At 76.5% G+C, this 3,616-nt stretch carries 1 protein-coding gene; it reads left to right on the top strand.

Translation table 11 applies throughout. The features are described 5' to 3' along the window. On the top strand, positions 1 to 3,616 hold a 3,616-nt coding region (locus ACGF07_RS35540; RefSeq protein WP_392905808.1), incomplete at both ends, for a condensation domain-containing protein.

Below are 3,616 nucleotides of genomic sequence, written 5' to 3'. Positions count from 1 at the left end.
ACGAGGACTTCTTCGCCCTCGGCGGCGACTCCATCCGCTCCATCCAGGTGGTCAGCCGCGCCCGCAAGGCCGGACTCACCCTCACCACCCGGGACATGTTCACCCACAAGACCGTCGCGGCGCTGGCCCGGATCGCCGGCAGCACCACCGCCACCGCGACCGAACCGGCGGCCGGTCCGGAGGAGGGCGGCACCGGACCGTACGAACTCACCCCGATCATCGCCGAGTTGCACGAGGACACCCGCAGTCTCAGCGGCCCGATGGCCGAGTACAGCCAGCACCTGCTGGTCCGGATCCCGGCCGGGCTGGACGCCGACCTGCTCGACACCGCCCTGCACGTGCTGGTCGACCACCACGACGCGCTGCGCACCCGGGCCACCGAGCCCTCCCCCGGCCTGTGGCACCTGGAGGCGCTCGCCCCCGGCGCGCTGAACGACGTCCGGATGGTCGCCACCGCCGAACCCGGCGAGGCGGACGCGCCGCGCTCCGCCGAGCAGCTGGCCGCCGCCGCGCGCGCCCGGCTCGACCCCGGCGTCGCCGTGCTGCTGCAGGCCGTGCTGGTCCCCGCCGCACCCGGCGCCGACCACGCCCACCTGCTGCTCTGCGCCCACCACCTGGTCGTCGACGGCGTCTCCTGGCGCATCCTGCTGCCCGACCTGGCCGCCGTCTGCACCGCGCTGGCCGACGGCCGCGCCCCGGCCCTGGACCCGGTCGGCACCTCCTACCGCGCCTGGTCCCGGCTGCTCGCCGAACAGGCCCGCACCCAGCACCGGGGCGCCGAACTGGCCCTCTGGCAGTCGGTGCTGGACGGCCCGGACCCGCTGGTCGGCACCCGCCGGCTCGACCCGGCCGTCGACGTGTACGGCACCCGGCGCACCCTGCGCCTGGAACTCGGCCCCGAGGTCACCGGACCGCTGCTCACCGACGTCCCGGCGGCCTTCCACGCCGAGGTCAACGACGTGCTGCTGACCGGCCTCGCGCTGGCCGTCGCCGACTGGCGCCGCCGCCACGGCCACGCCCACCACACCCCGGCCCTGGTCGAGCTGGAGGGCCACGGCCGCGAGCAGCTCGCCGACAGCCTCGACCTGTCCCGTACCGTCGGCTGGTTCACCGCCGCCTTCCCGGTCCGGCTCGACCCCGGCCCGCTGGACTGGGACGAGCTGTGGTCCGGCGGCCCCGCACTGGCCGCCGCGCTCAAGCGGATCAAGGAACAGCTGCGCGCCCTGCCCGACAAGGGCGTCGGCTACGGCCTGCTGCGCTACCTCAACCCGCACGCCGCCCGCGTCCTCGCCGGCCGCCCCGAGCCGCAGATCGGCTTCAACTACATGGGCCGCTTCGACGCCCGCACCGACGGCCTCTGGGAGCCGGCCGGCGGCGACGGCGTGGTCGGCACCGGCGCCCACCCCGCCATGCCGCTGCCGCACCTGCTGGACGTCACCCCGGCCACCGAGGACCGCCGGGACGGCCCGCACCTGATCGCCAACTGGTCCTGGGCCGGCCTGACCGTCGCCGAGGAGGACGCCCGGGATGTCGCCGGGACCTGGTTCCGCGCCCTCGAACTGCTCGCCCGGCACACCGGGGCGGGCGGCCACACCCCCTCCGACTTCCCGCTGGTCCGGCTGGACCAGTCGGAGGTCGACGAGTACGAGACCGAACTCGCCGAGGCCGGCACCGCGTTGGCCGACGTGCTGCCGCTCACCCCGCTCCAGCAGGGCATGCTCTTCCACGCCGACTACGACGCGGCCGCGAGCGACGTCGACGTGTACACCCTGCAGATCGTCGCCGACATCGAGGGCGAGCTCGACCCGGCCGCCCTGCGCGCCGCCGGACAGGCCCTGCTCGACCGGCACCCCAACCTGCGCGCCGCCTTCCGCGCCCGGGCCGCCGGGGAGCCGGTGCAGCTGATCCCCCGGCACGCCGAACTCCCGTGGTCCGAGGCCGACCTGACCGGCCTGCCGGAGCCCGCCCGGGCCGAGGAACTGGCCCGGATCACCGAGGCCGAACGCACCCGCCGCTTCGACCTCGCCGCGCCGCCGCTGCTGCGCTTCGCCCTGGTCACCCACGGGGAGGGCCGGCACCGGTTCATCTGGACCAGCCACCACATCCTGGTCGACGGCTGGTCGATGCCGCTGCTGGTCCGCGAGCTGTTCGCGCTCGGGTCCGTCCGGCGCACCGGGCCGGGCGCCGCGCCGGGCACCGCCGGCACCCCGCTGGCCGACCCGGCGCCGTACCGCAGCTACCTCGCCTGGCTGGCCGCCCAGGACCGCGAGGCGGCGCGGGGCGCCTGGCGGGAGGCGCTGGCCGACCTGCCGGAGCCCACCCTGCTGGTCCCGGCGGACCCGGCCAGGCGCCCGGCGCTGCCGGAGGCCGTCCGCACCGAGGTCCCGCGCGAGCTGACCGCCGCCCTCGCCGACTGGGCCCGCGGCCGGGGCCTGACCCTCAACACCGTTGTCCAGGGCTGCTGGGCCCTGCTGCTCGGCCGGCTCACCGGCCGCCAGGACGTCGTCTTCGGCGCCGTCACCTCCGGCCGCCCCGCCGAGGTACCGGACGTCGAGGCCATGATCGGCATGTTCCTCACCACCGTGCCGGTCCGGGCCCGGCTGCACCCCGGCGCCACCCTCGCCGAACTGCTGCACGCCCTCCAGGAGCAGCAGTCCGCGCTGCTCCCGCACGAGCACCTCGGGCTCGCCGCGATCCACCAGGCCGCCGGCCTCTCCGGCGAGGCCTTCGACACCGTGGTGCTGTTCGAGAACTTCCCGCTGGACGAGCAGGCCCTCGCCGGCGGCGACGGGCCCCGGGTGGTCCGTGCCGAGGCCCGGGACGCCCGGCACCACCCGCTCAGCCTGGTCGTCCACCCCGGGGAGGCGCTCAGCCTGCGCCTGGACTACCACCCGGCGCTGTTCACCCCCGCCGAGGTCGAGCGCGTCGCCCGGATCCTGCTGCACCTGCTGCGCACCGTCGCCGAACGGCCCGGGCTGCCGCTCGGCCGGATCGACGTCACCGCGCCGACCGACCTCACCGGTGCCGGCACGCCCGGCGAGCTGGGCGGACTGCTCGGCAGCTGGGAACCGTCCGTCGCCGAGGAGAGCCTCGGCGTGGTCGAGCGGGTCCGTACGGTCGCCGAGCGCACCCCCGAGGCCGTCGCCGTCCGGGACGGCAGCGGAGCCCTGGACTACCGGGAGCTGGTCGAGTCGGCCGGCGGCCTGTCCGCGTCCCTCGCCGCGGCCGGGGTGGGCACCGGTTCGGTCGTGGCGATGCTCGCGGAACCCGGCGTGTCCTTCGTCGCCGGCGTGCTCGGCGTCCTCGGCGCCGGCGCCGCGTACCTGCCGTTGGACCCGGCGGCGCCCGCCGCCCGCAACGCCGCCCTGCTGGCCGACAGCGGGGCCTCCCACCTGCTGGCCGGCGCCGGGTACGGCGAGCAGGCCGCCGCACTCGTCGCCGACGGCGCGGCGACCGTCCTCGGGCTCGAGCAGTCGCTCGCCGGACGGGCTCTGCCCCAGCCGGTGGGGCGACCGCTGGACCTGGCGTACGTGATGTTCACCTCGGGTTCGACGGGCCGGCCGAAGGGCGCGATGGTCCAGCGCTCGGGGATGATGAACCACCTGTGGGCCAAGGT

This window comes from Kitasatospora sp. NPDC048194 (assembly GCF_043202455.1).
Classification (GTDB): Bacteria; Actinomycetota; Actinomycetes; order Streptomycetales; family Streptomycetaceae; genus Kitasatospora.
Note: the sequence above shows the minus strand (reverse complement) of the source record. Positions and strands in the feature narration are given on the sequence as shown.